The organism is Thiohalophilus thiocyanatoxydans, assembly GCF_004366735.1.
GTDB classification, from domain to species: domain Bacteria; phylum Pseudomonadota; class Gammaproteobacteria; order UBA6429; family Thiohalophilaceae; genus Thiohalophilus; species Thiohalophilus thiocyanatoxydans.
Genome location: NZ_SOQX01000005.1, coordinates 17,501 through 44,121, shown reverse-complemented (window position 1 = coordinate 44,121; position 26,621 = coordinate 17,501). Strand labels below are relative to the sequence as shown.

Annotated in this window: 25 protein-coding genes and 1 pseudogene; 13 read left to right on the top strand and 13 right to left on the bottom strand. The window is 57.7% G+C overall.

The features are described 5' to 3' along the window. Position 1: 1 nt before the first annotated feature. Complete coding sequence (ppa, locus tag EDC23_RS09730) at positions 2–550, bottom strand: inorganic diphosphatase (RefSeq protein ID WP_134084016.1); 549 nt, start codon at positions 548–550, stop codon at positions 2–4. A gap of 215 nt (positions 551–765) precedes the next feature. Here ppa and EDC23_RS09725 point away from each other — a divergent pair, with 215 nt between their 5' ends. Then, positions 766–2,769: a sodium-translocating pyrophosphatase gene (locus tag EDC23_RS09725; RefSeq protein WP_134084014.1), complete on the top strand. Its 2,004-nt coding sequence runs from the start codon at positions 766–768 to the stop codon at positions 2,767–2,769. 156 nt (positions 2,770–2,925) lie between these two features. Then, positions 2,926–3,555: pseudogene (locus tag EDC23_RS14275) on the top strand (adenylate kinase); the annotation flags it as partial. A 570-nt stretch (positions 3,556–4,125) separates the two neighbouring features. On the opposite strand, the gene EDC23_RS09715 reads toward EDC23_RS14275, so the two are convergent. Both EDC23_RS09715 and rnd read right to left on the bottom strand, forming a co-directional pair. Beyond that, on the bottom strand, positions 4,126–5,280 hold the full coding sequence (locus EDC23_RS09715) for a phospholipase D-like domain-containing protein (RefSeq protein WP_134084010.1): 1,155 nt from the start codon (positions 5,278–5,280) through the stop codon (positions 4,126–4,128). Positions 5,281–5,445: 165 nt separating this feature from the next. Further along, positions 5,446–6,600, bottom strand: coding sequence for a ribonuclease D (rnd, locus tag EDC23_RS09710; RefSeq protein WP_134084008.1), 1,155 nt, complete (start codon positions 6,598–6,600; stop codon positions 5,446–5,448). 87 nt (positions 6,601–6,687) lie between these two features. On the opposite strand from rnd, the gene EDC23_RS09705 reads away from it, so the two are divergent. From EDC23_RS09705 to EDC23_RS09685, 5 genes are all read left to right on the top strand, one after another. After that, the gene (locus tag EDC23_RS09705; RefSeq protein WP_166668825.1) at positions 6,688–7,227 is read left to right on the top strand and encodes a YIP1 family protein; all 540 of its coding nucleotides are present in this window, start codon (positions 6,688–6,690) and stop codon (positions 7,225–7,227) included. 30 nt (positions 7,228–7,257) lie between these two features. Further along, positions 7,258–8,640 carry a UDP-N-acetylmuramate:L-alanyl-gamma-D-glutamyl-meso-diaminopimelate ligase gene (mpl, locus tag EDC23_RS09700; protein WP_134084004.1) on the top strand — a complete coding sequence of 461 codons (1,383 nt, stop codon included), beginning with the start codon at positions 7,258–7,260 and terminating at the stop codon, positions 8,638–8,640. 2 nt (positions 8,641–8,642) lie between these two features. Next, the gene (locus tag EDC23_RS09695) at positions 8,643–9,266 is read left to right on the top strand and encodes a flavin prenyltransferase UbiX (RefSeq protein ID WP_134084002.1); all 624 of its coding nucleotides are present in this window, start codon (positions 8,643–8,645) and stop codon (positions 9,264–9,266) included. 19 nt (positions 9,267–9,285) lie between these two features. After that, positions 9,286–9,867, top strand: a complete 582-nt coding sequence (locus EDC23_RS09690; RefSeq protein WP_134084000.1) for an LON peptidase substrate-binding domain-containing protein — start codon at positions 9,286–9,288, stop codon at positions 9,865–9,867. Between the two features lie 207 nt (positions 9,868–10,074). Further along, entirely contained in the window at positions 10,075–10,650 is a 576-nt protein-coding gene (locus EDC23_RS09685; protein ID WP_166668824.1) for a porin family protein, read from the top strand. On the opposite strand, the gene EDC23_RS09680 is transcribed toward EDC23_RS09685, so the two are convergent. From EDC23_RS09680 to thiD, 4 genes are all read right to left on the bottom strand, one after another. Continuing rightward, positions 10,621–12,633, bottom strand: coding sequence for a bifunctional DedA family/phosphatase PAP2 family protein (locus EDC23_RS09680; protein ID WP_134083996.1), 2,013 nt, complete (start codon positions 12,631–12,633; stop codon positions 10,621–10,623). The two genes, EDC23_RS09685 and EDC23_RS09680, sit on opposite strands and share 30 nt — an antisense overlap. A 211-nt stretch (positions 12,634–12,844) precedes the next feature. Continuing rightward, complete coding sequence (gene hemL, locus EDC23_RS09675; RefSeq protein ID WP_134083994.1) at positions 12,845–14,125, bottom strand: glutamate-1-semialdehyde 2,1-aminomutase; 1,281 nt, start codon at positions 14,123–14,125, stop codon at positions 12,845–12,847. A gap of 276 nt (positions 14,126–14,401) precedes the next feature. Then, positions 14,402–15,025 (bottom strand): thiamine phosphate synthase, encoded by a 624-nt coding sequence (gene thiE / locus EDC23_RS09670; RefSeq protein ID WP_208321341.1) that lies wholly within the window; start codon positions 15,023–15,025, stop codon positions 14,402–14,404. Further along, positions 15,025–15,825 (bottom strand): bifunctional hydroxymethylpyrimidine kinase/phosphomethylpyrimidine kinase, encoded by an 801-nt coding sequence (gene thiD, locus EDC23_RS09665; protein WP_134083990.1) that lies wholly within the window; start codon positions 15,823–15,825, stop codon positions 15,025–15,027. Before thiD ends, thiE begins: the two co-directional genes overlap by 1 nt. 131 nt (positions 15,826–15,956) lie before the next feature. On the opposite strand from thiD, the gene EDC23_RS09660 reads away from it, so the two are divergent. After that, positions 15,957–16,127: a rubredoxin gene (locus EDC23_RS09660; protein ID WP_134083988.1), complete on the top strand. Its 171-nt coding sequence runs from the start codon at positions 15,957–15,959 to the stop codon at positions 16,125–16,127. A 227-nt stretch (positions 16,128–16,354) separates the two neighbouring features. Here the strand turns inward: EDC23_RS09660 and EDC23_RS09655 are convergent, their stop codons facing one another. Genes EDC23_RS09655 through EDC23_RS09640 form a run of 4 tightly spaced genes read right to left on the bottom strand, consistent with a single transcriptional unit; the run spans position 16,355 to position 19,237 of the window. Further along, positions 16,355–16,918: a class II aldolase/adducin family protein gene (locus EDC23_RS09655; RefSeq protein WP_134083986.1), complete on the bottom strand. Its 564-nt coding sequence runs from the start codon at positions 16,916–16,918 to the stop codon at positions 16,355–16,357. Positions 16,919–16,959: 41 nt separating this feature from the next. Further along, complete coding sequence (gene hemJ, locus EDC23_RS09650; protein WP_134083984.1) at positions 16,960–17,385, bottom strand: protoporphyrinogen oxidase HemJ; 426 nt, start codon at positions 17,383–17,385, stop codon at positions 16,960–16,962. 6 nt (positions 17,386–17,391) lie between these two features. After that, positions 17,392–17,907, bottom strand: coding sequence for a peroxiredoxin family protein (locus EDC23_RS09645; RefSeq protein ID WP_134083982.1), 516 nt, complete (start codon positions 17,905–17,907; stop codon positions 17,392–17,394). Next, the gene (locus EDC23_RS09640; RefSeq protein WP_208321340.1) at positions 17,894–19,237 is read right to left on the bottom strand and encodes a chloride channel protein; all 1,344 of its coding nucleotides are present in this window, start codon (positions 19,235–19,237) and stop codon (positions 17,894–17,896) included. Before EDC23_RS09640 ends, EDC23_RS09645 begins: the two co-directional genes overlap by 14 nt. 539 nt (positions 19,238–19,776) lie before the next feature. Between EDC23_RS09640 and argC the strand changes: the two genes are divergently transcribed. The 5 genes from argC to EDC23_RS09615 all read left to right on the top strand — a co-directional run bounded on the left by argC (position 19,777) and on the right by EDC23_RS09615 (position 23,727). After that, a complete protein-coding gene (argC, locus tag EDC23_RS09635) occupies positions 19,777–20,808 on the top strand; it encodes an N-acetyl-gamma-glutamyl-phosphate reductase (RefSeq protein WP_134083979.1) in 1,032 nt (343 codons plus the stop codon). A 9-nt stretch (positions 20,809–20,817) separates the two neighbouring features. Then, on the top strand, positions 20,818–21,531 hold the full coding sequence (locus EDC23_RS09630) for a DUF6776 family protein (protein ID WP_134083977.1): 714 nt from the start codon (positions 20,818–20,820) through the stop codon (positions 21,529–21,531). Continuing rightward, positions 21,531–21,941: a bactofilin family protein gene (locus EDC23_RS09625; RefSeq protein ID WP_134083975.1), complete on the top strand. Its 411-nt coding sequence runs from the start codon at positions 21,531–21,533 to the stop codon at positions 21,939–21,941. Before EDC23_RS09630 ends, EDC23_RS09625 begins: the two co-directional genes overlap by 1 nt. A 63-nt stretch (positions 21,942–22,004) precedes the next feature. Next, positions 22,005–22,376 carry an iron-sulfur cluster insertion protein ErpA gene (gene erpA, locus EDC23_RS09620; protein WP_134083973.1) on the top strand — a complete coding sequence of 124 codons (372 nt, stop codon included), beginning with the start codon at positions 22,005–22,007 and terminating at the stop codon, positions 22,374–22,376. Between the two features lie 193 nt (positions 22,377–22,569). Further along, positions 22,570–23,727 (top strand): citrate synthase, encoded by a 1,158-nt coding sequence (locus EDC23_RS09615; RefSeq protein WP_134083971.1) that lies wholly within the window; start codon positions 22,570–22,572, stop codon positions 23,725–23,727. 145 nt (positions 23,728–23,872) lie between these two features. Here EDC23_RS09615 and EDC23_RS09610 read toward each other — a convergent pair whose 3' ends face one another. After that, positions 23,873–25,048: an anhydro-N-acetylmuramic acid kinase gene (locus tag EDC23_RS09610; RefSeq protein WP_134083969.1), complete on the bottom strand. Its 1,176-nt coding sequence runs from the start codon at positions 25,046–25,048 to the stop codon at positions 23,873–23,875. 87 nt (positions 25,049–25,135) lie between these two features. Further along, entirely contained in the window at positions 25,136–26,545 is a 1,410-nt protein-coding gene (locus EDC23_RS09605) for an OapA family protein (protein ID WP_134083967.1), read from the bottom strand. Between the last annotated feature and the right edge of the window lie 76 nt (positions 26,546–26,621).

Below are 26,621 nucleotides of genomic sequence, written 5' to 3'. Positions count from 1 at the left end.
ATCAGAAGCACGGTTTTTCCGGGGCGTTATTATAGCGTTCGATGGAATCCAGAATTTCCTGATGGGCGGCCTGCTTGTCGCCCCAGCCGTCGATCTTGACCCACTTGCCCTCTTCCAGATCCTTGTAGTGCTCGAAAAAGTGCGCAATCTGGTCCAGCAGTTGCTGCGGCATGTCTTTGGGGGCGTCGACCTTTTCGTAGAGTTGGCACAACTTGGTAATTGGCACGGCCAGCAGCTTGGCGTCGGGGCCGGCTTCATCGGTCATTTTCAGGATACCAACGGGACGGCAGCGTACAACCGAGCCGCTGATCAGGGGCATAGGCGTCACCACCAGTACATCGACCGGATCGCTGTCTTCGGACAGGGTATGGGGAACGTAACCGTAGTTGCACGGATAGTGCATGGCGGTGTTCATGAACCGATCCACGAACATGGCGCCGGTGTCCTTGTCCACCTCGTATTTGACCGGGTCACTGTGTGCCGGTATCTCGATAATTACATTGATGTTCTCGGGAATATGCTTGCCGGGATCGACTCTGTCCAGATTCATTGCTCAAGCCTCGAAATGGTGTCTGATGGGCTGCCAGGGCCGCGAACTCGGCAGAAGGTCCGGCGCGACGGGCAGCAAAAGAGGGCATTCTACCAGCCCGGGGCCAAAACAGAAACGCCGGGTGATTGCCAGCCGGTCTCCCTTTGGGTAATGTGGAGAAGCCGTATCGCCGTACCCGTCCGAATCAATAATAAAATTCATCATAAGGGGGAGATATGTCGCTCACACTGGTACCACCGATTGTCGGGGCCTTTGGTATGATAGCGGCGCTGCTGGTTTTCTATCGCATCAGTCGCCATCCGGCCGGCGATAGTCGTCTGCAGGAAATCGCAGGAGAAATCCATCGTGGCGCCATGGTGTTTTTGCGCCGCGAATACCTGCAGTTGACTCTGTTTTCCGTGGTGGTAGCGGTACTTCTCTATATCTATCTGGGCGTGGGCACCACGGTCTCATTCGTGGTCGGGGCCGTCTGTTCGGCCGGTGCCGGCTATATCGGCATGCAGGCGGCCACCTATGCCAATGTGCGCACCACCCACGCTGCCAACACGTTTGGTGCCGGCCGGGCGCTGAGCGTGGCCTTCTCCGGCGGGGCGGTAATGGGACTGACCGTCGCGGCGCTGGGACTGCTGGGACTGGGTGTCCTGTTTGTGGTTTATGGCGGCGATCCCCAGGGTTCCCATGTCATTCACGGCTTCGGCATGGGGGCCTCGTCGGTGGCGTTATTCTCCCGTGTCGGCGGGGGAATCTATACCAAGTCGGCCGATGTCGGGGCAGATCTGGTGGGCAAGTTCGAGGCCGGTATCCCCGAGGATGATCCGCGTAACCCCGGAGTGATCGCCGATAACGTGGGCGATAATGTCGGTGATGTCGCCGGCATGGGCTCGGATATTTTTGAATCCTATTGCGGGGCGATGATCGCCACCCTGGCCCTGGCGGCGGTCATGTCCGATACCGCCCTGGCCCGGCTGGGAACCCAGTCAACCCTGATGTTCCTGCCGCTGGCGTTGAGCAGTATGGGACTGTTGTGTGTACTGGTCGGGATCGCCGCGATGCGCCTCTATCAGAACCGGGGCGCCCAGCAGGCGATTCGTTATTCGTTGCTCGGCACTGCCTTGTTGTTCATGCTCGGCGCCTGGTTTGTGATCCGCGCGCTCGATGTGCATATCGATGTCTGGTTCTGTGTCTTGCTGGGGGCCGCCGGCGGGATGGTGATCGGGCTGTCCACGGAATATTATACCGCCGGCAAACCGGTACGACATCTGGCCGAGGCCTCCCTGACCGGGGCGGCGACTGTTGTGATTACCGGTCTGGCGACCGGCTTTCGCTCCGTGTTGTTTCCGGTGCTGAGTATTGCGGTGATTATTTTCCTCGCCAGCCATTGGGTCGGACTCTATGGTGTGGGGATTGCCGCGGTGGGGATGCTGGCCACCGTCGGCATGACCATGGCCATCGATGCCTATGGACCGGTGGCGGATAACGCCGGCGGCATCGCCGAGATGGCGGAGCTGGGCGAAGAGACCCGCGAGATCACCGATGCGCTGGATCGCGTCGGTAACACTACCGCCGCCATTGGCAAGGGGTTTGCCATCGGCGCCGCGGCGCTGGCCGCCCTGACCCTGATCACCGCGTTTATCCAGACAGTGGCCCATAATCGGCCCGATTTCAGCCTGCATCTGGGCCAGCCGGAGGTCCTGGTGGGATTATTTATCGGCGGGGTTTTCCCGTTTCTGGTTACCTCCATGACCCTGACCGCCGTGGGCGACGCGGCCTCTCTGATGATTCAGGAGATTCGGCGACAGTTTCGGGAGATCCCCGGGTTAATGGCAGGCACCGCCAAACCGGACACGGCGCGCTGTATAACGATTGCCACCGATGCTGCGTTACGCAAGATGTTGCTGCCCGGCGGCATGGCGGTGGCGGCCCCACCGCTGGTCGGTTTTCTGATCGGTCCGGAGGCGCTGGGCGGGATGCTCGGTGGCGCGCTGGTCACCGGCGTGTTGCTGGCGTTGATGATGTCCAATGCCGGCGGTGCCTGGGATAACGCCAAGAAGTATATTGAGGGCGGCGAATTCGGGGGCAAGGGTTCCGAGAGCCACAAGTCGGCGATCGTCGGTGACACGGTAGGTGATCCGTTCAAGGATACGTCGGGGCCTTCAATGAACATCCTGATCAACGTGCTGGCGATTGTCAGTCTGGTGATTGCGCCGCTGTTGAGTTAGCCGAGCTGGTCAAAATTGCGGCGGATTCACATTGACTTGGACAATGTCAGGGATTAGTTTTAAACAACATATGCAAACAGGCCCCGGTCTGTTAACGACAAGAATTTTCAATGTAATCCTGATTCGGACAAATACAGCCAACGGAGTTAGATAACAATGAGAATCGTATTAATTGGTGCGCCGGGTGGCGGTAAAGGCACCCAGGCCAAACTGCTGGTAGAAAAATACGGAATACCGCAGATATCAACCGGCGATCTGCTGCGCGAGGCGGTTTCCAAAGGCACCCCGCTGGGTATGCAGGCCAAGGCTGCGATGGACGCCGGCCAGCTGGTCTCCGATGACATCGTCCTGGGTATGATTCGCGATCGTCTCTCTCGTCCGGATACCGACAAGGGCTTTATTCTGGACGGTTTTCCGCGCAATACGGCCCAGGCCGAATCCCTCGACACATTGCTCGGCGATATGGGCAAGCCCCTGCAGGTCGGTCTGCTGATCGACGTGGACAAGAATGTGCTGGTCAAACGCCTGACCGGGCGCCGTACCTGCAGTTCCTGTGGCCAGATGTATAACATCTATTTCTCCCCGCCACGGATCGAGGGGGTGTGTGACAAGTGTGGCGGCAAGCTGACCCAGCGTGAGGACGACAACGAAGAGACCATTCGCAAGCGTCTGGATGTTTATCAGGAACAGACGGCGCCGCTGATCGATTACTATCGTCGCCAGGGGAAATTGCGGACTGTTCAGGGCGTGGGCGAGATCAGCGACATCTTCGCTGCCGTGGAGCGCATCCTGGCCAGCCTGCCCGGTACGGAAACTGCGGCGGCGAGGCCGGCGGCCAAAAAAGCTGCAAGCAAGAAGAAGACGGCCAAGAAGAAAACTGCGGCGAAGAAGAAAACTGGCGGCAGTAAGAAAACCACCAGGAAAAAGGTGGCAGCCAAAAAGAGCGGCAGCAAGAAGAAGGTCACCAAGAAAGCTGCCAAGAAAAAGGTAGCCAAGAAGAAGGTCGCGAAGAAAAAGGTCGCGAAGAAGAAGGCGGCCAAGAAGAAGGTCGCGAAGAAAGCTGCCAAGAAGAAGGTTGCCAAGAAAAAGATAGCCAAGAAGAAGGTCGCGAAGAAAAAGGTCGCGAAGAAGAAGGCGGCCAAGAAGAAGATCGCGAAGAAAAAGGCCACCAAGAAGAAAGTCGCGAAGAAGAAGGCCGCCAAGAAGAAGGTCGCGAAGAAGAAAGTGGCCAAGAAGAAAGCCAAGAAAAAAGTCGCCAAGAAGAAGGCGAAAAAGAAAGCCAAAAAGAAAAGCGCCAGAAAACGGCGCTAATCGCTAAAGGGGGCTTCGGCCCCCTTTTTCTTGTCGGTTACAGGGTCATTTTCGATAGCCGCGAATGACAAGCTCGATCAGCATCACCAGCCGGGCCGCCAGCCATTCTCGCAAACGTTGCATTGTTGAGCGCTTTCGCCAGTGGGACAGCGTGATCTCGATGCTCTGTGCAAAGTCGGTTTCAAACAACTGTGCCACGTCTGAACTGAAATCGGTTGCATCAACTTCCTGATTGGCATCCAGGTTCCAGCGCTGGTTCCAGCGATCCAGATTACTTGAGCCGATGGTACACCAGTTATCACACAGTCCGATCTTGGCGTGGACAAAGCGGGGTTGATATTCAAAGATGCGTACGCCGTTGCGTAACAGGCGGTGATAAAACCCGCGCGCGGCATGGGAGACCCAGGGGTGGTCACTAATCGGGCCGGGCAGCAGCAAGCGGGTATCGACCCCGGCTCTGGCGCGTTGCGTCAATACCCGACGAACCTTGCGCGCCGGGATAAAATAAGGTGTGGTCAGCCAGATGCGTTGCCCGGCATTGCGCATGCGCGTGATAAAGGCACGTTTGATCTCCTGCCGACTTAATCCGGCGGAGAGCACCACGCGACCCGGCTGCCCGGGAGTGAAGTACTGTTCTTGTGAAGCGGGCAGTTCGGGTGAGTTGCCGCTGCTCGATTGCCAGGTTGTACAAAATTGCCGCATCCAGTCGGTAACCACGGGGCCTTCGATTTGCAGCATAACCTCATGCCAGGCGCCTTCCGGGTTGAACGGCGGTTCAAAGGCATCACTCAATCCCGCGCCGCCGGTAAAGGCGATCCGATTATCGATCAAAAGCAGCTTGCGGTGATCGCGGCGCAGACTGCGATAAAACTGCCGATAGTTCAGAGGGTTGTAAAACCGCAGCTGAACACCCTGGGCGAGCAGTCGTTCCCGATCCAGCAAAGCAAGCCCCTGCGAGCCGTAATCATCCAGCAGCAGATATACGGTCACGTCGCGTTGGCGAGCCGCCACCAGCGCATCAATAAACCGCCGGGTAACATGTCCCGACTCAACCAGATAGAGCTCGAGCAGTACAAACGTTTTTGCCTGTTCGATGGCATCCAGCATGACCGGAAAGAACCGCTGGCCATCAATCAGCAGGCTGAATCGGCAGCCCGCATGCCAGTCAAAACGGTAAGTTTTGTTATGACGCGATGGCATAAGTCATCAATTGAGCAGGTCGGCAGATAGTTATGTTGAAATAATGATGGATGACGATTTTGTTTCAGAAGTATAGATTGGATCCATCCGGTCTGCCACTGGGGATAACCCCCTGGTAGAATTCTACTGTTTGCCCCAATCGGTGTATTTCGTGAGCAGACCGATTCAATGCTGATGTTCGACTTGCAGTTCATTATTCCGGATAAACAGGCGTATTTTTCCCTCGAGCATGTCCAGCAATGGCTGGCCGGCAATACGCCGCCGCCAGCCTCTGAGGAGTTCAAGTTCACGTTCTCCCTGAATGAGGCGTTCGATTTCCTTGCGATTGGCCAGGGTTGCGGGGCTGATCTGGTTATCATAGGCCAGCTGTTTAAGATAGAGCAGCAGGCTGTCAATCAGCAGCTCCTGATCCCGGGTGGGAATGAAACGATCCCGGGCTTGAGGAAGTTCCGAGTCGGGCAGGTTACGGGCCTGCTGTATCCGTTCGATCAATTGCTCAGCACAGTCGCGAACAATCGACTCCGGAAGCCCCCGGATACCGGCCAGTTTTTCCGGTTTATCGGGTTGACGTTGTGCGAGGTTTAATAAAACATCGTCACTCATAATCCATTTGCGTGGCTTGTCCAGTTGTTGGGCGCGCTTTTCGCGCCAGTGTGCCAGGTTTTTCAGGACTGCAAGTTGTCGGGGTTTCAGGCGACCATGACCACTGACTCGCTGCCAGCTATTGGACGGATCATTGACATACTGCTCCGGTTTACTCAGAGCGGCAAAATCTTCCTGCAACCACTGTTCACGTCCCAGTTTTTTCAGGCGTTCGAGTATTTCGGGGTACAGTTGCATCAGATAGACCACGTCATCGGCGGCATAGGCAAGCTGCTTTTTGGAGAGCGGGCGTTGGGCCCAGTCGGTGCGGGTATGGGATTTGTCCAGCTGAACACCCAGGATTTTTTCCACCATGGCGGCATAACCGACCTGATCGGCAAAACCGAGCAGGGTGGCGGCAATCTGGGTATCGAACATCGGTCCGGGAATTTTTCCGGTGAGGTCGTAGAACAGTTCCAGATCCTGGCGACCGGCATGTACCAGCTTGAGAATGTCCGGATTATAGAGCAGGTCAAGCAGTGGTTGCAGATGTTCGAGCCGCAGAGGGTCAATGATATAAACCTGCTGCTCGGTGGCGATCTGAATCAGGCAAAGCCGGGCATAATAGGTCTTCTCCCGCATGAACTCGGTGTCCAGCGCCAGTACCGGGCTGTGACGAAGTGTTTCGCAGGCCGCTTCAAGTTGCGGTATAGTTTCGATATATTGGTAATTCGACATGGATGAGGACACTACCAGCTCCAACAGATATTATCTACTGACTTATGGTGTTACACACGGACAACAGATGCAAGACGGATGGTTGCCATGAATAGCCGGTTATTGGTTTATGCCCGGCCGCTGGTATCGCGGTTCTGGGAAATCTGTTTGTTGCGCAAGGGCCCGGAGGATACCCCATATTCGCCGCTGCTACTCGTGCTGTTGCTGGTGGCCGGGTACTTGCTGGATAACCTGCGCACCAATTTGTTGTTGCCCGAGATAACCGCCTTCCAGCTGGCGGGTATTTTACTGGTACATACCCTGTTTATGGTACTGGTTACCGTCGGGCTTCTGTCCCTGTTTGGCTATCGGGCGCGGATTATCCAGACTCTCACCGCACTCAGTGGTACCAGCATCATTCTTTCCGTTCTGATTCTGCCGTTTAATTATATTAGCAGCCTCAATCCCGAAAAGTTTACAATGGTATTGCTGATTATTATTGCGGTGCAAATCTGGAGCCTGGTGATTCTTGGACACATTCTCTCCCATGCGCTGTCGGTTCATCGGCTCACAGGTGTTATTATTGCCATCGGTTACCTGATTCTGGGGCTGGCAGCACTTGATTACCTGTTGCCGGCGACGAACTAAAACTTAATCCGGATCGTTACTGAGCAAGCCATGCATATTCATATTCTCGGTATTTGCGGCACCTTTATGGGCGGTATTGCGATACTGGCCCGTCAACTTGGGCATAAGGTGACGGGCTCTGATGCAAATGTCTACCCGCCCATGAGCACCCAGCTTGAAGAGCAGGGGATCACCCTGATGGAGGGCTATGAGCCGCAACATCTGGCACCCCGTCCCGATTGCGTGGTAATCGGCAATGCGCTGTCGCGCGGTAACCCGGCGGTGGAACATATTCTCAATAACGACATCCCCTATACCTCGGGACCCCAGTGGTTATCGGAGCATGTGCTCGCTTCGCGCTGGGTGCTGGGCGTCGCCGGGACGCACGGCAAAAGTACCACGGCCAGCATGCTGGCCTGGATGCTGGAAGCCAACAAGCTGGAACCCGGGTTTTTGATCGGCGGTGTACCGGCCAATTTCGGTGTCAGCAGCCGCCTCGGGCAGTTGCCATTTTTCGTGGTCGAAGCCGATGAATATGATACTGCCTTTTTCGACAAGCGTTCCAAGTTTGTCCATTATCGGCCGCGTACCCTGATCATGAACAACCTGGAATATGATCATGCGGACATTTTCCCGGATCTGGGGGCTATCCAGGATCAGTTTCATCACCTGGTGCGAACGGTACCTGGCAATGGCCTGTTGATCGTCAATCAGCACAGTCCCGCCCTGCACGAAGTGCTGGCGCGAGGCAGCTGGACTCCCCATGAATATATCAACCATGCCGGGGGCTGGTCGGCGCAGCTACTTGAGGAAGACGGCTCGGTGTTTGAGGTCAGCTTTGAGGGCGTTTGTCAGGGGCGGGTCAACTGGTCACTGTTCGGTCAACACAATGTGGAAAACGCGCTGGCGGCGATTGCGGCCGCCCGCCATGCAGGCGTGCCGGCGGGCCTGGCGATTGAGTCATTGAGCGATTTTCGCAACATCAAACGACGTATGGAGATTCGCGGCAAGATCAACGGTGTGACCGTGTATGACGATTTCGCCCATCATCCCACCGCGATTGCCAGCACGCTCAACGGTTTGCGTCGGCGTGTGGGTACCGCACCGATCATTGCCGTGCTGGAGCCGCGTTCCAACACCATGCGTATGGGCGTGCAACGTGACGCATTACCGGCGGCCCTGAGTCAGGCGGACAGGGTGATCATTTTGCAACCGGACGGGTTATCCTGGGATATCGCTGCTATATTTGAAGAATCGGATCCACCAGTGACGCTCGCTGGCAGTACCGAGGCGATTCTTGAACATATTCTGCAACAGATTGATAACGATACCCATGTATTGATCATGAGTAACGGCGGGTTCGATAATCTGCATGCGCGCCTGCTGGAGCGGTTGCAACAAAAAATTGGCAAGAATAACTACCAAGGCACGTAATTATGTCGAATTCTGTTGATCGTCCCGTGATTCTCGCCATGACGGGCGCCTCGGGTGCACCCTATGCCCTGCGTTTGCTGCAATGCCTCTTGGAAAAACAGCGGCCGGTCTATCTGCTGGTCTCCAAGGCCGCGCAGATGGTGTTGCAGATGGAATCCGACCTGGATATTCCCGGCCGGCCGGCCGAGATGCAAACCTGGTTAAGCGAGTATTACCAGGCTGACAGCAACCTGTTAACTGTATTCGGGCGGGAACAGTGGACCGCATCGATCGCCAGCGGTTCGCACAATGCCAGGCATATGGTGATTTGTCCCTGTACCACCGGGACACTGGCGGCAGTGGCCAATGGCAATAGTGATAACCTGATTGAACGGGCTGCCGATGTCATGCTCAAGGAGCAGCGCAAGCTGATTATGGTAGTACGGGAAATGCCCCTGTCGGTAATCCACCTGGAAAATATGTTGCGTCTGGCGCGTGCCGGCGCCACGATCATGCCGGCCAATCCCGGGTTTTATTATCAGCCACAGAGTGTCGAGGATCTGGTGGACTTTGTCGTTGCGCGCATTTTGGATCATCTTGAGGTGGAGCATACCCTGGTAACGCGCTGGGGTGAAGCTCCGGGTTAACACCGGTACAACGCGCAGTATGCACACGACCATCCCCCTCTTTCCACTGAATACGGTCCTCTTTCCCGGCGGGGTATTGCCCCTGCGCATTTTTGAGCCACGTTACCTGGACATGGTGAGTCAATGTCTGCGAACTGACTGTGGCATCGGTGTGGTGCTGATCCGGCAGGGGCAAGAAGTCGGCCAGGCGGCCGAGACCTGTAATGTCGGAACCTTGTGCAAGATCCGCTACTGGAACCGGCGTCCTGACGGGATGCTGGGGGTCACTCTGGAAGGTCAACAGCGGTTCAGGATTCTCTCTCACAATATAAGTAAGGATCAGTCTGTGCAGGCCGAGGTGGAATTATTGCCTGATGTGACAAGTTTTCCGTTACCCGAGCCGCAGCACTATCTGGCACGAATATTAAAAAATATTCTCGGTCAACTTGAACCGCCCTATTCGACCATGAAGCAACAACTCGATGACGCTGACTGGGTCGTGTCGCGGTTAATCGAGTTGCTCCCGCTGGATCTTTCACTAAAACAAAGGTTGCTTATGTTCGATAGCGCACAGAAGAAGCTGGCTGAGATCGATGAAATATTAAAAAGCAGGGATAAATAGTCGAGCTTCAGTGTGCGGCCTGAGTAGCGGGTACAGTGTGTCCTGGTGGTTAGAATCGATTGAGAGAACAGGATGTTTGCCAATGACCATTTGATTGAAAAGGTTTGTTGGTAAGTGAGTGCAATGTTCAGGTCTTGTCAAAACACTCTGGTGAGTGAGCGTCAGGGAATGTACGTAATTATATCCAGAATCCGGAGGGATGAGACGATGAGAAGCAGTATCAAACAAACAGTTTTATTGGTGGGCTTGCTGGGGTTGGCCCTGAGCGCCACGGCGGTAGAGAGAAACCATTCTATAGTTTTGAAATCAGGGATTTATACGCTGGACACTACCCGTCAGACGATTCTTTCGAACAAAACAACTTATGAAGACGATGTCGATTCCGAGCTTGCCCTGGAATACGAATACCGTATTAATGACCATGTCGGAGTAGGGGTTGAATACACCACTTTCACCGGGAATTTCATCGTTTTGGATACGCCCGGTGAAACAGATAGCGAGTTGCTAATGGTCAACGCCCGTCGCTATTTTGATATGGGACAACATGTCAAACCCTATTTCGGCGGAGGACTGGGTTTCTCAAGAGTCGAGATGTCTGGAGCGATTGGTGGTGATGCATCTGGCATGGGCCTGCAGGGCATGGTTGGAGTGGAATTCCCGTTTGATCGATTTGGCCTGGTCGCCGAGTATAAATTTATCTCTTCCGAGCCGGATGATGGCTCCGGAGAGGAGGTGGATCTATCCGGTAGCGGTCTATTCTTCGGGGCGCTGGTTCGCTTCTGAATCGCTACGTAACAGCAACAATTGATACGCGCCCGCATTTTCCTGACCGAGAATCAATGTCGGGTCAATATTGTCTTTGAATGCCTCGGCGGCCTGGTCAAAAGTGACTTCGGTTTTAAGATATCTTAACGGCCCAAGGCGCACTGGGTTCAGATAGGAGATTTCCCCGATCCATAATGGCCGCTCATCAATATTGTGCTGCACAAACACATTCGTCTGCCAAAGGCGCAGGGTCAATATACGTTGTTGCGCGTCGTTGACACGGATAAAACGCAGTCGCTCGTAACGGCCTTCATGCAAGTGTGGAATAATGGGTAACTCTTGCGTCGTCGCTGAGGAACGCAGCCAGTTCTCGAGTTTTGTTTCGTCACTTCGATGCCAGCCATGCACTGCAAGAGCTGTTTCGATCTGTTCTTGCGTGGCCACCCATTGCAGGTTAAACGGGAACTTTTTTTGTTGCTGTAAGTCGGTGCGAAATTGATGTAAAACCTGCCAGCCGCTTTGTTTCCAGCCATCCAGACTAATCCGATACTGAGGTGTAGTTCCTATTGGCTTTGGTAGACCTCTATCGAACTGGCTCAGAGGGTAAATCACCAGCAGTATCAGGATCAACGTGATCGGGTAGCTGAGTTTTTTGAGCGGCAGAGGCGACAGACCGACATGTCGACGGTAACCGATGCCCAGCAATCCCACCCAGACAAGCCCCAGCAGTATTCCGCCGACTACGTCGCTCAGCCAGTGCACCCCCAGATACAAACGGGCAAAGCCGATGAGTAGCACAATCAGTGCCGCACTGATATAAACCGCGCTACGCAATATGTGTGGCATATCGCGGCTCAGTACCACGGCAATAAAACCATACACGGCGGTAGGCAGCATAATATGCCCGCCAGGGAAACCCAGACTGGAATAGCTGGCGCCAAGATCCGGCGGCAGAACGTTAAACAGAAACTTCAGGGTTTGCACGACAATCAGCGGTAGTATAAACGCGGCCAGGAGATGCCCGCCGGCCAGCCAATTACGATAGAGCATTGTCCAGACAAACAGGATCAGGACCAGGGCAGCGAGAAAAAGATCGTCACCCAGGGTGCTGAAAAACAGCATTAGACGATCAAAAGGCGGGTTGTGTAGTTGCTGCAGCTGGAAGTAAATCAGGTCGTTGAGTCCCAGTACCAGTGAGCGCTGATCAAGAAATTGTGATAATGCGGTGAATGCGACAGCCGCCAGTATCAGCATCAGGCCGAGCAGAGTCAGTACCCGCATTTCCGGGTGATGAGGATCGATCAACGCCGCTGGCAGACGACCGATCACAGGATGACGATTAATCCAGTTGATGAGGTGACTGAACAGCACCTCGGTACGCGGTACCAGAAAAAAGTAGAGCTGTTTGATAATCCATAAGGTCACCCACAACAGTAACAGCAGAATTACCAGTAACGCGGAGAGACGTCCGGCAAACTCGGCGGCCAATTCCAGTGACAGGCCAAACGCCATGCCGGGTAACAAAACGATCGGCCCCCACAACAATGCCGACCCCACATTGGTTAAAATGAATCGCCGACGCGGCATCGACAGCATGCCGGCGATGGCGGGGATAATGGGGCGAACGGGGCCGACAAAACGGCCGAACAGAATGCTTTTGCCGCCGTGCCGATGGAAGAACGTGACCCCGCGCTCCAGCAGCCGCGGTCGATTGCGAAATGGCCAGATATTATAGAGTTGCTTGTGATAGCGGCGTCCCAGCCAGTAACTGATACCATCACCGGCGATGGCGCCGAGAATCGCCGCACTAACCGTCCAGCCATAATCCAGATAGCCGGTGGTGATCAGCGCACCGAACACCACCATAAAAAAAATGCCCGGCACGATCAGCCCGACAACAGCCAGCGACTCGCTCAGCGCAATAGCAAACACGAGCAAGGCGGCAATTACCGGATGCTGACTCAACCACTCAAATAGCTGAACAAAACTGGCCATCGACATAGGCGGGATAATACCTGAAAACGGCGGATAGGGAGTACAGACCGATGAAAAGCGTTAACCACGAAGACACGAAGTCTCGAAGTTCAATGACATTGGTCGCGCAGCGGTCTTGGGCGCATATCCGGTTTTGTCCGGATGTCGGCGCAAGAGTCGTCTAAAGTTTCTTTCGCTTCGTGTCTTCGTGACTTCGTGGTGAATTCAGACGCCGAGATTAGAGGTCGGCAAAGACCCGTTCGGCGGCATCCAGCGTCGCGTTAATGTCCTGTTCGGTATGTGCACTTGAGACGAAGCCGGTTTCAAACGCCGCCGGGGCCAGGTAGATGCCCTGTTCGAGCATGCCGTGGAAGAAGCGTTTGAAGCGCTCCATGTCGCCGTTGCTGACCTGCTCGAAGCGGGTGATGGTCTCCTCGTCGCTGAAGAAGTAGCCGAACATGCCGCCGGCCTGGTTGGTGGTCAACGGGATGTTAGCGGCCCTGGCTCGTTGGCGCAGTCCGCCGGTCAGTTGATCGACCCGCTGACCGAGCTGTTCGAAGAAACCGGGCTGGCTGATCAGATTCAAAGTGGCCAGCCCGGCGGCCATGGCCATCGGGTTGCCGGCGAGGGTTCCGGCCTGGTAGATGGGCCCCAGCGGCGCGACCTGCTCCATGAGTGCGCGCTTGCCGCCAAAGGCGCCCACCGGCATGCCGCCGCCGATCACCTTGCCCAGGGTGGTCATATCGGGCGTGACGCCAAAGTATTCCTGGGCGCCGCCGAGGGCCACGCGAAAGCCGCTCATCACCTCATCGAAAATCAGCACGCTGCCGTGCTGGTCGCACACTTCCCGCAGGGTTTGCAGGAAGCCATCCACCGGCGGGACGCAGTTCATGTTGCCGGCCACCGGTTCGACAATGATGGCGGCGATCTCATCGCCCAGTTTGTCGAAGGTCTCCCGTACCTGCTCGCTGTCGTTGTAGGTGAGGGTGAGGGTGTGCTCGGCCAGCGAGGCAGGCACGCCGGGTGAGGTAGGTACGCCCAGGGTGAGTGCCCCGGAGCCGGCCTTGACCAGCAACGAGTCGGAGTGACCGTGATAGTTACCCTCGAACTTGACGATCTTGTCCCGGCCGGTAAAGCCGCGCGCCACGCGCAGTGCCGACATGGTGGCCTCGGTGCCGGAGTTGACCATACGCACCATCTCCACCGAGGGCACCAGCTCGCAGACCTTGTCGGCCATTTGCGTTTCCAGCTCGGTCGGCGCGCCGAAACTCAGCCCGTTGTGCAGTGCCGCCTCCACCGCCCTGATCACCTCGGGATGGTTGTGGCCGAGGATCATCGGCCCCCAGGAGCCGACATAATCGATGTACTTGTTGTCGTCCTCGTCGAACATGTAGGCCCCTTCGGCCCGCTTGAAAAACAACGGATCGCCGCCGACGCCCTTGAAGGCACGGACCGGGGAGTTCACCCCGCCGGGGATGTGTTTCTGGGCGGCAACAAACAGATCATGCGAACGGGACATAACGTGGTTCCTTCAATTTTTACGAGAATGACAAATCTGGTCTGGACAGGCTGAATGATAACCAAATCCCCGGGGCGACGACAGGGGCGGTCTTAGCAAGAGGGGTGGAAGTAACGCAAAGGACGCAAAGGCGCAAAGAACGCTAAGAAAATCTGAATAATATATCCAAGCGTTAGCAGGGCGCCTCAAAATGAACTGTCCCACGCGGGTTCTAGAGTAATTCCCTTTGCGAACTCTGCGCCTTTGCGTTATCAGCCGATCTCACTACAGTCGACTTCAGTCGAAGCAGCGGCTGAGCTGGCGGGCGGCGGCTTCGATGTCGTCCTGGCCGAACAGGGCGTGGACCACGGCCAGCATGTCGGCGCCGGCGGCGTGCAACTGCGGGGCGTTGTCGGGGGTGATGCCGCCGATGGCGGCGATGGGCAGGTCGAGCTGCTGGCGAGCCTGTTCGAGCAGCGTCAGCTCGGCCTGTGGGGCGTCGGATTTGGTCTGCGAGGGGAAAAAGCGGCCGAAGGCGACGTAGTCGGCGCCCGCCTGCTGGGCTGCCAGCGCCCACTCGAGGCGGTTGTTGCAGGAGACGCCGATGAGTCTGTCGGGGCCCAGCTGGTCACGCGCGACGGCCAGCGGAGTATCGCTCTGGCCCAGATGGACGCCGTCGGCGCCGACGCTCTGGGCCAGATCGGTATCGTCGTTGATCAACAGCAGCGCTCCCTGTTCATGGCACAGACGGGCCAGTCGGGCCGCTTCGTCATGACGGCGTTGTGTCTCACCGGATTTGTCGCGGTACTGCACGATCCTCACCCCGCCGGCCAGGGCGGCCTGCACGGCCGCGAACAGCGGTTCGCCCGTGAGCCGGCCGTCGGTGACGGCATACAGCCCCTGCAGGCGCGGATCCCCCATTATTCTTCGTCGCCCCGGGCCCAGAACAGGCGGTTGGGAATATGCTGGCCCATGCCGGGGCGAAAGCCCTGTTGCAGGGCGTGCCAGGTGAATTCCTGGGCCTCGTGGATTGCCGCGAAGGGGTCCAGTCCCTGGGCGAGCAGGCCGGCGATGCCCGAGGCCAGGGTGCAGCCCGAGCCGTGATAGGAATGGGGCAGGCGATCCCAGCTGAAGGTCTCCAGCTGGCGATGATTGGCATACAACATGTTGTCGATATGCGGGCCCGGTTCGTGGCCACCGGTGATGAGCACATATTCGGGACCCAGATCCAGCAGTTCCTGGCCGCAGGCGGCCAGGCTGTCCGCCTCGGGAGCGAGGCGCCGGGCTTCCTCGCTGTTGGGCGTGAGTACCGTGGTCTGCGGCATCAACAGGGTTTTCATGGCGTTAATAATGGGATCGTCAGCCAGATCCCCGCCACCACCGGCGGCCAGCACGGGATCCAGGACCAGCGGGATGTCCGGGTAGTCCGCCAGAATGGAATGGATCGCCTCGATCACCTCGACGCTACCGAGCATGCCCAGCTTGAAAGCGGCAACGGGCATGTCTTCCAGTACCCCGCGGGCCTGCTCGATCAGCAGCATGGGGTCTATCGCCTCGAACCGGCGGGCCGACCGGGTATCCTGCACGGTCAGTGCCGTGATGATCGGGGCGGCGTGGCCCCCCATGCTGGCGAGGGTCTCGATATCGGCCTGGATACCGGCACCGCCGGTGGGATCCAGCCCGGAAAAGCACATCACCACGGGGATCGGAGACTCGGACATAATAGCAACCTGGGTAAAAATGACTGTAATCCAACGACATGGAGTCTAGCACGGACAATTCAAGCGATTCCTATTGGCCGCGTAAAATGCGATAATAGTTGATTCAAACAGTCAACGATGTAGTGGTAATCATGGAATACAAGCAATACATGTGTGTCGTCTGTGGCTTTATCTACGATGAAGAGCAGGGTCTGCCCGAAGAGGGCATCGCGCCCGGTACCCGTTGGGATGATATCCCCGAAGACTGGCAGTGCCCCGAATGCGGCGTGGGCAAGGAAGACTTCGAAATGATCGAAATCTAGTATTTTCTGCTTATCAATTTTTCTAATGCTGGTTATTTAACGCAGAGTTCGCGGAGGCGCAGAGACGCGGAGGATAACGGGGTATGCATGCATCGCATGTAAGATGAATTTGTATACTTTATTCAGGCAATGGCATCTCTGGTCATTGCCAAATATTTTCTCTGCGTCTCCGCGACTCTGCGAACTCCGCGTTTTTATTCCAGAGTACATCAGCAATAAATACTGCTTTAGCCGGGCAGTGTGCCGGCCAGCTGCGCCAGCCAGGCGGTTTTGGCGGACAGTTCCAGTGAGCAGTTCCATTTGTAGGCCAGGTTGATGGTGTCGGCCTGGGCGTAGACGCCGTGGCCGCGGACCACGGTGATCTTGTGTTGCGCGAGGATGGCGGAGACCTGTTCGGGGGCTTCGGCCAGATAGTTCGCGTAGGCGATGTTCAGTACCGGTACCGTGCCAAAGTAATAACTCCCTTCAAAATCCGGCGGTGTGAAGTCCTGGCCGTTGAGCGTCAGCGCCACGGTGTGTGCGCCATGACCATGCAATACCGCCCGCGTAGCGGGATTCTTTTGATAGACCATCACATGCAGTCGGGCATCCAGCGAGGCGCCGTCGCCCAGGGTGCCGTCGATATCGCAGGCCACCAGATCGTCGGCAGCCAGGGTGTCGGCGCAGGCGCCGGTTGGTGTGACCCAGACGGTATGGCCCTCGCGCACCGAAGCGTTGCCGCTGTGTGAGTCATTGATGCCGTACTGGCGCAACCAGCGGTAGTGGCGAATCAGATCATCTTTGGGATGCATGATGGTGGCTTGTCTTCGTTGTGCACTGTAAGTGTGGCGAATTAGAAGGGCTTGGCGACCGCCAGCAGGACCACCGCTATCAGAATTAACACAGGAAATTCGTTATACCAGCGATAGAAAACATGCGAGCGGGTGTTACGGTTATGCTTGAAGTCATTAAGCAGTTTGCCGCAGTGGATGTGATAAATCACCAGAATCGTAACCAGCGCCAGCTTGGCGTGCAGCCAGCCGCTTTCCCTGTAAGCCGCCCAGGCGTAATCGCCCAGCAACCAGAACCCCAGAACGATAGTGATTATCGCGCCCGGTGTCATGATCCCGTAGAACAGCTTGCGTTCCATGATCTTGAAACGATCATCACTCGGCTTATCTTCGCTCATGGCGTGATAGACATACAGGCGCGGCAGGTAAAACAGCCCCGCGAACCAGGTCACCATGAATACGATATGCCACGCTTTGACCCAGAGCATACGGATTTATCCCTGCGCCCGTGATTCCAGCATTGCCAGGATGCGATCGCGTACCTTGTCCATGTCCAGCTCGCCAATTTTGTGATGGACGATGCGACCCCGCGGGTTGATCAGAAAGTGCGTCGGGGTCAGCTTGACGTCGCCGAAGGCCCGGGCGATCTCGCTGTCGATGTCGAGCACAATGGGATAGGGGATGTCGCGCTCTTCACGCATGCGCATGACGTGGTTGGGCGGGTCGTAGGCCATGGCCACGCCGATGATCTCCAGGCCCCGGGGGGCCAGATCGTGATACATCTCGATCAGATGCGGCATCTCCTCGATGCAACCGGGACAGGAGGTGGCCCAGAAGGTGACCAGCACCGGGCGTCCCTGCAGCTGTTGCAGTTCCATTGTCTCGCCCTCGACATTCTTGAAACTGATATCCGGCGCGCGCTGTAATCCCGACGGGCTGAACCACAGCCAGGCGAGCGCGCCGAGTAGCAGAACCATAAATACGGCGATAAAGATGTCACGGGTTTTCATATTTGCCAGCGTTTTCCTGTGTATCCTGTTTATGTAAATAGGCATCCGCGAGAGCCTGATAAATCGGCCGGGGACAGACCAGACTCGAGACACCCCGGGCGATCAGTGCGGTGGCCATCAGCGGCAGCAGCATACCTGAATTGTCAGTCATTTCCATCACGATGACAAAAGCGGTGATCGGGGTTTGTACCACGCCGCTGAAATAGCCGACCATGCCCAGCATGATCAGGGCCGCGACCGGCAAATGGGGCAACAGCAGCGCCAGATCGGCGCCCAGCCCCGCGCCGACCGCTAACGAGGGGGCAAAAATGCCGCCGGGGATGCCGCTCAGATACGAGGAGAGCGTGGCCAGCAGCTTCCACAATGGAAACAGCAGTGAGGCCTCGCCGCCGTCGACCAGCTGTTGCGCTTCCAGATACCCGGTGCCGAAACTCTGGCCGTCGGAGACAAAGCCCAGCAGGCTGATGAGCAGCCCGCAGGCGAAGGCAATCCGCACCGGATAGCGCCAGGCCAGGGGAGCGATACGGCGCGAGCCTAGAATGAGCGCCGTCGCAAACAGACCGCCCAGCAATCCGCCGACCACCCCGCAGATCAGGACTGCCAGCCAGGCGCCGGAGAGCGGCAGCGTGGCGTCGGTGCTGCCGAAATAGGTGTAGGGCCCGAGGATCACCAGCGCGGTAAGACCGGCCAGTACCACGGCAATAATCAGCGTGCCGCTGGTGCGCTGCTCGAAGGAGCGGCTCATCTCCTCGACGGCAAACAGAATCCCGGCCAGCGGGGTATTGAAGGCGGCGGAGATGCCGGCCGCCCCGCCGGCCAGAATCAGGGCCCGCAGCATATCCTGGCCCCGCAGCGGCTGCGGCGCAAAACGGCGCAGGGAGTACATGAGTGAGGCGCCGATATGGACAGTCGGCCCCTCACGGCCGATGGAGGCGCCGCAAAACAGCCCCAGGGTGGTCAGCAGCATCTTGCCCAGGGCCACCCTCAGTGACAGCACTTTGTGACGCAGGGCGTGCTTGCGCATCGACAGGGCGGCGATGGCCTGGGGAATACCACTGCCCTCGGTACCGGGGAAAAAGCGCCGGGTGAGCCAGGCGATGAAGGCCAGCCCGACGGGCGGCAGCAGGTAGGTCAGCCACGGCTGCTGCTGATGTAAATGGTGAAAGCTTTCATCCGCGAACCCGGCGGCCAGGGCAAACAGCGCGGCAATCGCCCCGACGCTCAGGGCGCTGCCCCAGAACAGCAGGCGCATTTTCCACTTGTTGAGGGTAAAAAACCGGCGCCTGGTGCGCTTGAGGTGCTGTCGGTACATAACGCCGGATTCTAGCATGGCGCACCACCGACAGCGCAGCCGAACGCCGAGCAGGCGGTGCGGGGCAAATAACCGGAAAAACTCTTGACCTTGCGAAATGTGTGGAATAGGCTAGAAATCCCTTAGGGGAGTAACCGCCAAGCCTTAATAACAACAATCAAGCACGACCCAACTCAAGCGGCTTTTCAGCCGCTTTTTTGTGCGCGCCGTATCCTATTCCAGCCGACTGACAAAATAGAGAGGTGCTGAGAGGCAAAAGAAAAATGCCTTCAACAATCGCTACGGCGGCTCGCGGTCGCGAGGCGGCAATAAAGGGCGCTAGTCTTGTTTCTCTTTCCCGCTGGCGGGCGAGGCTTTCTGGCGTCTCGGCACGAGGTAACCGCCAAAATACGCCTATACACCGCCGGACCGCATGCAGCGGTGAAGGGCAATAATTGAAAGTTGTTTGCTTTGTAATCTGCCGGATAGCGAAGCCGGGAGATTCATCACAGTCCGCTCTTTTCCTTTAACTCGCCAGCACTTATCATTAACGTTTCTTGTATAAGCGGGTTGGAATCATGATCAAGGCAGGCATTGTCGGTGGTACAGGCTATGCAGGGGTGGAGTTGCTGCGGCTGCTGGCCGGGCATCCCGAGGTCGAGCTGAGCCTGATCACCTCCCGCTCCGAAGCCGGCCTGCCGGTGGCGGAGATGTTTCCCAACCTGCGCGGTTATGTCGATCTGATCTTCAGCGACCCCGATCCCGGGCAACTGGCCGAGTGCGATGTGGTGTTTTTCGCGACGCCGCACGGTGTGGCGATGAACAGCGCCGCCGAGCTGCTGGATCAGGGCGTGCGGGTCATCGACCTGGGGGCCGATTTTCGCATCAAGGATGTGAGCGAATGGGAAAAATGGTACGGCATGGCTCACAGCGCGCCGCAGTTGGTGGCCGAGGCGGTCTACGGGCTGCCCGAGGTAAACCGCGAGGCGATCCGTGAGGCCCGCTTGATCGCCTGCCCCGGCTGCTATCCCACCGCGGTCCAGCTGGGTCTGTTGCCCTTGATCGAGCAGGGACTGGTGGACATCGGGCAGCTGGTGGCCGATGCCAAGTCGGGGGTCAGCGGTGCCGGGCGCAAGGCCAGTATCGGGACGCTGCTGGGGGAGGCCGGCGAAAGCATGAAGGCCTACGGCGTGGCCGGCCATCGCCACCTGCCGGAAATCGTCCAGGGGCTGACCCGGGCCGCAGGTGCGCCGGTGGGGCTGACCTTTGTACCCCATCTGACCCCGATGATCCGGGGTATTCATGCCACGCTCTATGCCCGGCTCACCAACCCGACGAAAGGCCTGCAGACCCTCTACAGTGAACGCTATGCCGACGAGCCGTTCGTCGATATTCTGCCCCCCGACTCGCACCCGGAGACCCGCAGCGTCAAGGGTGTCAACCACTGCCGGATTGCCCTGCACCGCCCCGGGGATGGTGATACGGTGGTGGTGTTGTCGGTGATCGACAACCTGGTCAAGGGCGCCTCGGGCCAGGCTGTGCAGAATATGAATCTCATGTTCGGCCTGGATGAGCGCGCGGGCCTCAATGCAATCGGATTGATGCCCTAGGATGAATCAATGAGTCTGGTGGTTAAACCCCATCACCCGTGGAAGACCCGGGCGTTGTGGCTACTCGCGGCCCTGCTGATGCTGGCCGGCGGATATACGCTGTTTGATTACGGGCGCTATCTGGCCGGTTACGACAGTGACGAGGCCAGCCGGGTCAAAAAAGAGCTGGTCGAGGTTAAAGAGCGTATCAAAAGAAAAAACGACGCGCTGCGTCAGGAAAAAGCCCTGTTGCAACGCGCCCGGCAAATCGAACGCCAGGCTTATGATGATCTGGACAGTACGATTAAAAACCTGCAATCGGAAATACTCGAGCTCAAGGAGGAGCTGGCTTTTTACCGCGGCATTGTCTCCCCCCGGGAAGCCTCGACCGGTTTGCAGTTACAAAAATTCAGTTTCGAACCGGACGGGCCGGACGGCCGGTTTCGCTATCGGGTGGTGCTGACCCAGGTGCTGGGCAATGACAGGCTGGCTCGCGGCCGGGTACAATTGGAGCTCGAAGGGATTCAGGAAGGGGAGTCCCGATCCTTGACGCTCAAGGATGTAACCGAGAATTCCGTCAACGCATTAAGCTACCGCTTCAAGTATTTTCAAAAGCTGGAAGGAGATATCCGGCTGCCGGAGAATTTCAATCTGCTGCGGGCGACCCTGCGGATCTTGCCCGGAGGGAAGGCGCGCAACAGCATCGAGAAAACCATCGACTGGTCGATTGAGGAGAAAGGGTAATGTGGGCTAAGAATAAAAAGCCGAATCGAACCGCGCAGATCGATTCGTTGATCGGCCAGAATACCGAGATCCAGGGGGATGTCATTTTCAGCGGGGGGCTGCATGTGGATGGCAGCATCAAGGGCAGCGTGCTTGCCGAGGGCGCGGGCGAGGACTCCCTCTTGACTTTGAGTGAACGCGGCACTATTGAGGGGGAAGTGAAGGTACCGAATGTAGTGGTGAACGGCAGGATTATCGGCGACGTGCATGCCCAGGGCCATGTGGAGCTGGCAGCGCATGCCCGGGTTGATGGTAATGTTTATTACAGCCTGATCGAGATGGCGATGGGCGCGGAAGTCAATGGTAACCTGGTGCACAAGAGTAGTAACCACTCACCTTCAGAAACCGGCAGTGGAACAGAGGATTCTTGATTAAAACAATCAGGAATAGCATAATGGTTCCCTGTAGACGTCAATTCTGGTGGAGATAGCACAATGAGCAGCACAGCAACCGAGACAAACGAGACGGTCGATACGATGAGTCCCCTGGTATTCACCGATTCCGCTGCGCACAAGGTCCGTCAGCTGATCGAGGATGAGGGCAATGAGGATCTGATGCTGCGGGTATTTGTAACCGGCGGCGGTTGCTCCGGCTTCCAGTACGGTTTTACCTTCGAGGAGAATGAACAGGATGGCGATACCCGGGTGGACAAGGAGGGCGTGACCCTGCTGGTCGATCCGATGAGTTTCCAGTATTTGATGGGCGCGGAAATCGATTACAAGGAAGATCTCTCCGGTGCTCAGTTCGTGATCCGCAATCCGAATGCAACTACCACCTGTGGTTGCGGCTCGTCCTTCGGCGTCTGATTTCATCCGACCCGGAACGGTACGGCAAAATGGCATGACTCCAGGTCATGCCATTTTTGTTTGCGGCGGGTAAAAACCCGGGCTGCCCCTCGCCGGATCCGGCAACTTTTCTCTCTGCCCTGCCAATGCCGCGACTATTTTTTGTTATTCTTGACGTAGCGCACCATTAATTACCAAATTCAGGGAGTCTTCCATGAGTGAGTATCTTCCGGGGCTGGCCGGCGTTCCCGCCACCAAATCCAATATTTCGGATATCGACGGCGAACAGGGCATTTTGTCCTATCGCGGCTATCCCATCGAACAGCTGGCCGAACACAGTACGTTTGAGGAGACCACCCTGTTACTGCTCGACGGGCGCCTGCCGACCCGTTCGGAACTGGAGACCTTCAGCGACCAGCTCAAGGAGAACCGGCGCCTCAAGTTCCATACCCGCGGCATGATGAAAAATCTGCCCAATACAGGCCATCCGATGGAGATGCTGCAGACGGTGGTGGCCAGCCTGGGGATGTTCTATCCCGGTAATGAATGCCTGACCGGCAGTGACGCCTGCGAGGACATCAATTACATCCATAACATGTCGATCAAGATTATCGCCCGGATCGCCCCCATCGTGGCCATGTGGCAACACATTCGCGAGGGTTACGATCCGGTCGACTCGCGCGACGATCTGAGTCATGCCGAAAACTTCCTGTGGATGCTCACCGGCAAGGAGCCGGACCCGCTGCTGGCGCGGATCATGGATGTCTGTCTGATCCTGCATGCCGAGCATACGATTAATGCCTCGACGTTCGCGGTGCTGGTGAACGCCTCGACCCTCTCCAGCCCCTACAGCGTGATCGCCTCGGCGATCGGGGCCCTCTCCGGACCGTTGCACGGCGGCGCCAACCAGCGGGTGCTGGAAATGCTGCAAGAGATCGGCTCGCCCGAGAAGGCCGAAGAGTACGTGGACAAGCGACTGGCCAACAAGGAGGTGATCTGGGGCATGGGGCATCGCGAATACAAGACCAAGGATCCGCGTGCCATCATCCTGCAGAAACTGATCGACCAGTACATGGAAACCAAGGCGGGCGACGTCAATCCGATGTTTGATATTGCCAAGGCGGTGGAGCAGGTCTGTGAGGACCGTCTGGCGCACAAGGGGGTGTACGCCAATGTCGATTTCTACAGCGGCATTCTCTATACGGAGATGGGGATCCCCGCCGATCAGTTCACCGCCATCTTTGCCATGGCCCGCGCCGCCGGCTGGCTGGCCCACTGGCGCGAACAACTGGCCGACAACCGTATCTTCCGGCCCACCCAGGTCTATACCGGCGAACCGATCCGCAAATACGTCCCGATTAACAAGCGCTGAGAAAAGCGCGCCAGCGCTTTTCTCAGGGCCGAGGTACGAGGGACGAGTAACGAGGAAACCCGGAACTTTTTTCATCCCTGTTCTCAGAGGCAGCTGTTTTACGCTGTTTAGCTATCATGACGTGAGGCCATGAAGAATTTCATTTTCAAGCCTTCGTGTCTTCGTGGTGAAGCTTTTCCTCGTCCCTCGTTACTCGTCCCTCGGCCCTCGGCCCTTTCCCGGGGTAGATACCCCCCAACACGACAGGATGCGAGGCGCCGGTCACGGAAGGCAGGTTACCGGGATCGCCAGCCAGGGTTTGTTTCGCCAGCCAGGCGAAGGCGGCGGCTTCGACCCAGTCGGGATCCAGGCCGGCTTCGGCGGTGCTGGCGAGGCGGGCCGGGGTCAGCAACGCTTCCAGCCGTTGATACAGCGCGCGGTTATGGATGCCGCCGCCGCAGATCAGCACTTCCTCCACCGGGTCCATCGCCGCTTGCAGTGCCTCGGCGATGCTGCGGGCGCTCAGTTCGCACAGGGTGGCCTGCACGTCGCGGGGTGCCAGGTCGGCAAAGGGTTCCAGCGCTGGTTGCAGCCAGTTCAGGTTGAAGTATTCACGACCGGTGCTTTTGGGCGGGGGACGGGCAAAATAGGGATCGTGCAAGAGGCGCTCCAGCAGGCCGGGATGCACGTGGCCGCTGGCGGCCCATTCGCCGTCGCGATCATAACGCTGTTGCTGGTGTCGGGCGATCCAGCTGTCCAGCAGGCCGTTGCCCGGTCCGGTATCGAAGCCGGTGACCGCGGCCTGGTTGTCCGCCGGCAGCAGGGTGAGATTGGCGATGCCACCAAGGTTCAGGATCGCCCGGTTGCTCCCGTCCCGGTGAAACATCGCGGCATGAAAGGCGGGGACCAGCGGGGCGCCCTGGCCGCCGGCGGCCAGATCGCGGCGGCGTAAATCGGCGACGGTGGTGATCCCGGTCAGTTCGGCGATCAGGTTGGGATCGCCAATCTGCAAGGTCGAGGGAGTCGGTCCGTCGGGGTAATGGCGCAAGGTCTGCCCGTGGCTGCCGATGGCGGCGATCTCGCCGGCGCGTTTGTCGGCTTTTGCCAGCAGGGCGTGAACGGCTTCGGCGAACAGCCGGCCCAGTTCCACATCCAGGCGCATCATGGTGCTTAGTTCATTCTCGCCGGGTGTCTGCAATTGATAGAGTTGCTGGCGCAGCGGGTCGGGCAGCGGGTGGCTGTGCTGTGCCAACAGGTGGGGGCGTTGGCGCAAATCGAGCAAGGCGGCATCGATGCCGTCCAGGCTGGTACCCGACATCAGACCGATGTAATAGGTTGTCATGGGCTTATGCTAAGCAAAACGACCGGGGCCGACAATCCGCTCCTGATGCAGGCGGGGGCTCACGCAGAGGCGTGGGTCCTGTCCTGCTCAGGGTGTCTCGGCGGGGCGGGGTTGGTTCAGGGCCAGCATCGACGGGCGGGCGGCATCCAGCTGGGCGAGACGTTTTTCCGCCAGTTGCAAGAAGTCGTTTTTATAGGCCGCCTTGATGGGCTCGGCGTCAGGGAGCTTGACCTTCAAGGGATCGCGGTGAGTTCCGTTGACCCGGAACTCATAGTGCAGATGGGGGCCGGTGGCACTGCCGGAACTGCCGACAAAGCCGATCGTCTGGCCCTGCTGGACGCGGCTGCCGACCCGCAGGCCCTTCTTGAAGTTGGCCATGTGCGCGTAGAGGGTGCTGTAACGGCCCCCGTGTTGCAGGATGACTACCCGGCCGTATCCGCCTTTCCAGCCACGATAGACAATCTTGCCGTCGCCGGCGGCCTGGATCGGGGTGCCGGATCGGGCCGCGTAGTCGACACCCTTGTGCATGCGCATGCGGTTATGTATCGGGTGATGACGCTTGCCAAAGCGCGAGCTGATCCGGCGAAAGTCTACCGGCGTGCGCAGGAAGGCCTTGCGCATGGAATAGCCTTCCGGGGAATAATAATCACTGCGCCCTTGTTCATCGGTATAGCGAATGGCGTGTAACCGGCGTCCCTGGTTGACGAACTCGGCGGCGATGATTGGACCGTCCTGGATTTTCTCGCCGTTGAGATACTGTTCCTCATAAATCAGGGTGAAGTGATCCCCGCGACGAATATCCAGCACAAAGTCGATATCCCAACCGAAGATGGTGGTCATCTCCATGATCAGCTTGTCCTTCAGGCCCGCCGCCTTGCCGGCTTTGAACAGGGATGAGTTGATGACTCCGCTGGTTTGGGTACGGCGACTCTCCAGTTCGTGCTCCACAATGCGGGCGGAAAACTGTTCGTCTTGCTGACGGGTAACCTGCAGGGAGGTGACCCGATCGATATCGAAAACCATTTGCCGGATTTTCTGATCGTCATCCAGTTTGAAGCGCACCGTATCGCCGGGATGCAGGGCGCTCAGGTTCCGGGTGATCCGGCCGAGCTGCATTATCTCGTGAAGATCCTGCGCGGGAATCTTGTGGCGCTTGAAGATGGCGGCGAGACTGTCTCCCCGGCGGACCGTGATTCGCAGCCAGCTTTCGTCGGGCTGGGCGACGACCGGTTGATCGGCCAGGGGATTACGCGGCAATGACACCTCCCTTGTCTGGACCGCCTCGGCGGCGTCGGCCTGGGGGAGTTCCAGAGGAATCGTGATTTGCGCCGGCGGCAGGGCCCGGGCCAGTGGGGGTTGTTGCGCCGCGTTACGCGAGGCGGAAACATCGGTGGAGAGAAAGGCCAGCAGGGTCCCGGCAGCGATAATGACCGCCAGCACGAGCACAGTGTGCAGGCGCGACCAGCGGGGCCCCTGGCGCCGCATCGGATGTCCCATAGACTTATAATCTCTTGTTAAGAATGTGTTGTAATTCACTAAATTATCTTAATTTTTTATAGTCGTTTCTTAAGGT